At 35.9% G+C, this 6,000-nt stretch carries 4 protein-coding genes; all 4 read right to left on the bottom strand.

The window, feature by feature from the left end; genetic code table 11:
• Positions 1-159 precede the first annotated feature (159 nt).
• Genes KTQ83_RS06550 through parE form a run of 4 tightly spaced genes read right to left on the bottom strand, consistent with a single transcriptional unit; the run spans position 160 to position 5,688 of the window.
• The gene (locus tag KTQ83_RS06550; protein WP_117926088.1) at positions 160-372 is read right to left on the bottom strand and encodes a YneF family protein; all 213 of its coding nucleotides are present in this window, start codon (positions 370-372) and stop codon (positions 160-162) included.
• A gap of 20 nt (positions 373-392) precedes the next feature.
• Positions 393-1,286 (bottom strand): DMT family transporter, encoded by an 894-nt coding sequence (locus KTQ83_RS06545; RefSeq protein ID WP_217256292.1) that lies wholly within the window; start codon positions 1,284-1,286, stop codon positions 393-395.
• On the bottom strand, positions 1,283-3,766 hold the full coding sequence (parC, locus tag KTQ83_RS06540) for a DNA topoisomerase IV subunit A (protein WP_217256291.1): 2,484 nt from the start codon (positions 3,764-3,766) through the stop codon (positions 1,283-1,285). Before parC ends, KTQ83_RS06545 begins: the two co-directional genes overlap by 4 nt.
• The gene (parE, locus tag KTQ83_RS06535) at positions 3,763-5,688 is read right to left on the bottom strand and encodes a DNA topoisomerase IV subunit B (protein WP_186999087.1); all 1,926 of its coding nucleotides are present in this window, start codon (positions 5,686-5,688) and stop codon (positions 3,763-3,765) included. The genes parC and parE overlap by 4 nt, the downstream gene beginning before the upstream one ends.
• Between the last annotated feature and the right edge of the window lie 312 nt (positions 5,689-6,000).

Here is a 6,000-nt window from a genome sequence, read left to right as displayed (position 1 = left end):
TTGCACCCTTTTGTACTTCTAACTTCTTGTTTTTATAAATTTTATTTTCAGATTAACCTCTTCTAAAACAATAACTTATTTATTACTAATATATAACCAAAACTTTCATTACACAAACAACCTAGGAAAAGAAAAAAAGTGTCATAAGACACTTTATCATTATTTACGGTTTGCGTTTACCGATTTCATGATTTGACGAATCTGTGCTTCACTAGGTTTACGTCCCATTTGTAAGAACATTGCACGAATCATCTTTTCATTAATTGGTGGATTTTCTTTAATTTCTTTTTCAAACTTCTTACGAGTGAAGTAGAAAGTAACCAAGCCACCAATGATGGCTCCCACTATCGTATATAAAATTGATGCAACCATGTTTTAGTCAACCTCACTATCTACTCATCTATTTTACTATCTTTTTGGTGTTTTGACAATATGAATTGACCACTATATTCCGTTAAAATAACGGAAACAAAGATCAAAAGTCCCCCTAAAATCATAATTGGACTTTTCTCTTCATGCAACAATAAAAATCCAAATACATTCGCAAATAAGGATTCTGTACATAAAAGAACACTCGCACTTGATGCATCTGTATATTTTTGTGCCAAAGTCTGAAGTTGAAATGCCAAGAACGTTGCTACTATGATCATATAAGCACAACTCATGTACGCATGTGCAGTGATTGTTTGTGGTATCGTTTCTAAACTTAAGGCTAGTGGAATCGAAAGGATAGCCGCAACACTCATTTGTACAGCATTGATCGCAATTGAATTCGAATTTTCTGTCGCATACTCTAAAGATATGATGTGACACGCAAAGAAGAAGGCACATGCTAAAGATAGACTATCGCCAAAACTAAATGAGAAATACCCTTTAGATAAGCTTAGACAGGCAATTCCTGCAAGACAAACAACACTTGCCGCAAGTTGACGATTGCTCGGTTTATTTTTCCATAATAGCCATACAATATAGGGTACAAGAACGACGTTGACAGCTGTTAAAAAGGCATTTTGACCTGTATTCGTTAAGAATAAGCCAAAGGTTTGAAACGCAAAAGCAAAGTACATTAAAACACCTGAAATACTTCCACGAAATAAGGCTTCCCTAGAAATCTTTGCACGACTGACTAAACATACAATAATACTAACGATGCTAGCGCCAATAAAACGAATCATTAAAACAGTAAAAGGATCAAATGTTTGCAAAGCTGCATCGGTCGCAATAAAACCGCCACCCCAAATGGCCGCAACCAAAAGGCATACTAAATTAGCTTGTTGTTTACTCATGCTTTTTCCTCATCAAATAAAGAGGGTTGTTCAAAATCATCTTGTTTGACCCAAGAACCATCCGTAATATTTTCAAGTGGTGAGACCCACTCAAACTTGTCTACTTTGCCTAGTGGTGAAGAGAATGTGGATTGGGCATTCATCAAACTGATTTCTTTGGCCTCAAAGCGCATAATATCTTCTGCATAAATTTCAAATGGTGTATTTAAATCAACCATATGTACATTTAATATCACATTTGGATTGGACTTCACTAACTTACAAATACGATTTCCTTTCGCCGGACGATTTAATGCCGCAATCTCCGTTTGTTTCATACGCTTTAAAGAAAGGGTTGTCGTAGAAACTAAGACTTGTTCCTCACGATTTTGACTAACACAAATAGAAGCTACGCAATCATCCTTTGATAGATTCATCGCCTTCACACCTTTGGATTTATTTGAAACCAACGGAATTTGTTCAACCGGATACATCAAGCCATAGCCTTGTTCACTTACCAGAATGACGTGATCATCTGGTTTATAAGATAAAGATACATTAATCATTTCGTCCATAGCCCCAATCTTCATACATGCCATTGTTTTATTAGAACGTGAAACTTCAAATTCTTTTAATTCAGTACGCTTGATCATACCATGACGACTTGCACTTATAACATGAACTCCTGTTTTAAAGGAATCCAATACATAGGCTGCGATAATTTTTTCACTTGAATCCATCTTAATATAATTTGAGATATGACCACCCAAATCTTTCCATTTTGCCTCTTCAATCTGATAAACCGGAATATATCCATATGTGCCACGGTTTGTGAAGAAAACTAATGTCTGTAATGTATGACTCGCTCCGTAACAAACTAATGAATCTGTATCTTTTCGTTGTGTCATGGATTCACTAGAAGCATTATAGCTTCGCATAGATACACGCTTGATATAGCCATCACGCGTAATTGTGATCATACATTCTTCTTTGGAGATCATAGCCTTTTCATCAATTACGATTTCTTTCACTTCATGTACAATATCCGAAAGACGAGGTGTATTAAATTCTTCATTCACCTTTTCTAATTCTTCCACCATGACTTTATGAAGTTCATTCTTATTTGAAATGATTTTTTCTAATTGGACAATGTCACATTGTAGTTGTTTAAATTCTGCCTTTAATTCTTTAACATCTGTATTTGTTAAACGATATAAGCGCATTACGACAATAGCTTCTGCTTGTTTTTCTGTAAAGTCAAAACGTTCAATCAAATTCTTTTTGGCGTGGGCCTTATCTTTTGATTTACGAATGATACGAATGATCTCATCCATTACACTTACAGCTTTGATCAAGCCTTCTAATATGTGTGCACGATCTTTTTTAGAGGCTAAATCATATTTACTTCTACGAATCACTACATCTTCTCTGTGGTTGATAAAGGCATCTAACATCATGGCTAATGACATTTGTACGGGTGCCTTGTTCACAATCGCAATGACGTTGTAATTGTATGATATTTGAAGATCTGTATTTTTATATAAATAGTTTAAGATCTGTTCATCATTACTATCTTTTTTAAGATCCACGACAATTCTTAATCCCGTACGATCACTTTCGTCACGCACATCTAAAATGCCATCGATTTTTTTATTTAAACGAATCTCATCAATTTTCTTTACCAAGTTCGACTTGATTACTTCATAAGGAATCTCATGAATCACAATTTGTTTAATTGTACGTGTTGGTACAATTTCCACTTTAGAACGAATTAAAATACGTCCACGACCTGTTTTAAAGGCTTGTTTGATTCCGTCAAGTCCCATCACGATGCCGCCTGTAGGAAAGTCAGGACCTTTCACAAACTGCATCAATTCTTCTAATGAACAATCGGGGTGTGAAATACGATAAATACTTGCTTGTACAACCTCATTTAAATTGTGAGGTGGAATATTTGTGGCATATCCAGCTGCAATACCTGTAATACCATTGACTAATAAGTTAGGAAAGCGTGCTGGAAGTACAGTTGGTTCCATCTTCTCATCGGAAAAGTTGGGTGCCCATTCCACTGTATCTTTATCAATGTCCTGCAACAAAAAATCACTAATTTTGGCTAAACGCGCTTCTGTATAACGCATCGCAGCCGCCGGATCGTCATCGATAGATCCATTGTTTCCTTGCATGTCAATTAAAGGATTAGTAATCTTCCAATTTTGTGACATACGAACCATCGCATCATATACAGAGCTATCCCCATGAGGGTGATAGTTACCAATGACGTTACCGACTGTTTTTGCGGATTTATGATATGGCTTGTTATAAGTATTCCCATCTTCATACATCGCATATAAAATACGTCTTTGTACTGGCTTTAAGCCATCTCTTGCATCTGGTAAAGCACGCTCTTGAATAATATATTTAGAATACCTGGCGAAACGATCGGCCATGATATCTTCTAAAGAATTCTTTAAAACATTATGTTTTACTTCTTTTTCTTTCACGCATTTACCTCCTTATAATCATCTTCTAGAGTAAATACAACATTGTCTTCGATCCAATTACGGCGAAGCTCTGCCTTATCTCCCATTAATTCAGTCACTCTTTTTTCAGCCATCATCGCATTTTCAATGGTCACACAAAGTAAAGTTCTTGATTCAGGATTCATTGTGGTATCCCAAAGCTGAGTGGCATTCATTTCACCAAGACCTTTATATCGTGTAATGGTGTAACCATTTTTTAATTCGTTTTTTTTCTCATCTAATTCTTCATTTGTATATAAATAGTATTCTTTACCCGCCTTGGCAATCCGATATAGTGGTGGCAAGGCAATATACAACATTTCATGCGTAATTAAATCACGCATATAACGATAGAAGAATGTCAATAATAAGTTTTGAATGTGAGCTCCATCATCATCGGCATCGGTCATGATAATGACTTTATAGTAGTTTGAATCTTCAGCCGTAAAATTTGCACCTACACCAGCACCTAAAGCATGAATAATGGTATTTAATTCTTCATTCTTTTCGATAGCTTCAAGACTTGCCTTTTCTGTATTCAATACTTTACCACGCAAAGGAAGAATCGCTTGGTATTTTGAATCACGGCCCTGTTTTGCAGAACCACCCGCAGAATCTCCTTCGACTAGATATAATTCTTTTCTTCTGGCATCCTTACTTTGAGCCGATGCCAACTTTCCAGATAACACTCTTTCCGAACGATTTTTTCCTTTTCCATTACGAATATCGGCACGTGCTTTTCTTGCGGCATTACGAGCTTGAGCTGCCTTGATGATCTTACGTACTAGAGCATTGGCAACCTCTTTATTTTCTTCCAAGAAGTAACGAAGGTTTTCCGACACCACCGTTTCTGTTGCTGGCTTAGCTTCTGGAGTACCTAACTTTTCTTTGGTTTGCCCTTCAAATTGTAGATAATCTTCTGGAATTGTCAGATTGATGACTAATGTCAAACCTTCTCTGACATCATTCCCTTCAAATCCTTTATCTTTTTCTTTTAAGAAACCATTCTTACGAGCATATTCATTAAAGACTTTCGTAAAAGCTTGTTTCGCACCTGTTTCATGAGATCCGCCATCACGCGTACGAACCATGTTTGTGAATGAGAAAATGTTCTCTTGATATTCATCTGTATATTGGAAACATCCTTCTACAATGATCTGGTTACTTTCACCTCTAAAACTAATTGGATCATGCATTGGTGTATGATCTTGATTTACTTCTTCAATAAAGGCTTTTAATCCATCTTCATATTGGTAAACGACTTCTCTTTCCTCTTTTCGCTTATCGCGTACAATCATTTTTAACCCTTTTAATAAGAAAGCATCTTCTTGGGCTCGTTCACAAATGGTTGAATATGAAAAGTGAACCGATTTAAAAATAGATGGATCCGGTTTAAAGGAAACAATACTTCCGGTATGATTGGTTTTTCCTACTTTTTCAAGTTTTCCAATCTTACTTCCCCCGTTTTCAAAAGTCATACTCCATACATCTTTTCCATCATGTACCATAACTTTGCACCATGTACAAAGAGCGTTCACAACACTTGCACCTACACCATGCAAACCTCCAGCACTTGTATAGCCTCCATGACTTGTAAATTTACCACCAGCATGCAGAATGGTAAAAATAACTTGAAGTGTACTCACCCCTGATTTATGTTTTCCAACAGGCATTCCACGCCCGTGGTCTTCTACTGTAACACTGCCATCTTTTTCTAGTATAATTGTGATTTCATCGCCATAGCCATTTAAAGCTTCATCAATCGCATTATCGACAATTTCCCATACTAGATGATGCAGACCTTTTGAATCGGTAGATCCAATATACATTCCTGGACGCTTTCTTACGGCATCCAAACCTTCTAAAATAACGATACTACTTTCATCATATTGTTGTTTTGGCATACTATCCCTACTTTCCAACGTAATTTTTATTATATCAACAAATCAAAAAAAGTGCACATAAATTCCGTCAAATCCATCTCATTATACGCGCCGTATAGACACTATACATGTACATTTCAGGCATTTAACATACCTCATACTTAAACTATTTCAAGAGTTCCCATCATACTTTCTTGATTATACCTAAATTCATTAAAGTGAGTTTCAATGCTCATTTATGAATATATATTTTAAATCCACACTATTTATGTCAAATTATTAATTTTTCCATACAATTCTCGACTAAGTGGATCAAAACTGCTAAAATAAATT

Source organism: Holdemanella porci (assembly GCF_019052655.1).
GTDB classification, from domain to species: domain Bacteria; phylum Bacillota_I; class Bacilli_A; order Erysipelotrichales; family Erysipelotrichaceae; genus Holdemanella; species Holdemanella hominis.
This window is presented reverse-complemented; position numbering and strand designations above follow the sequence as displayed.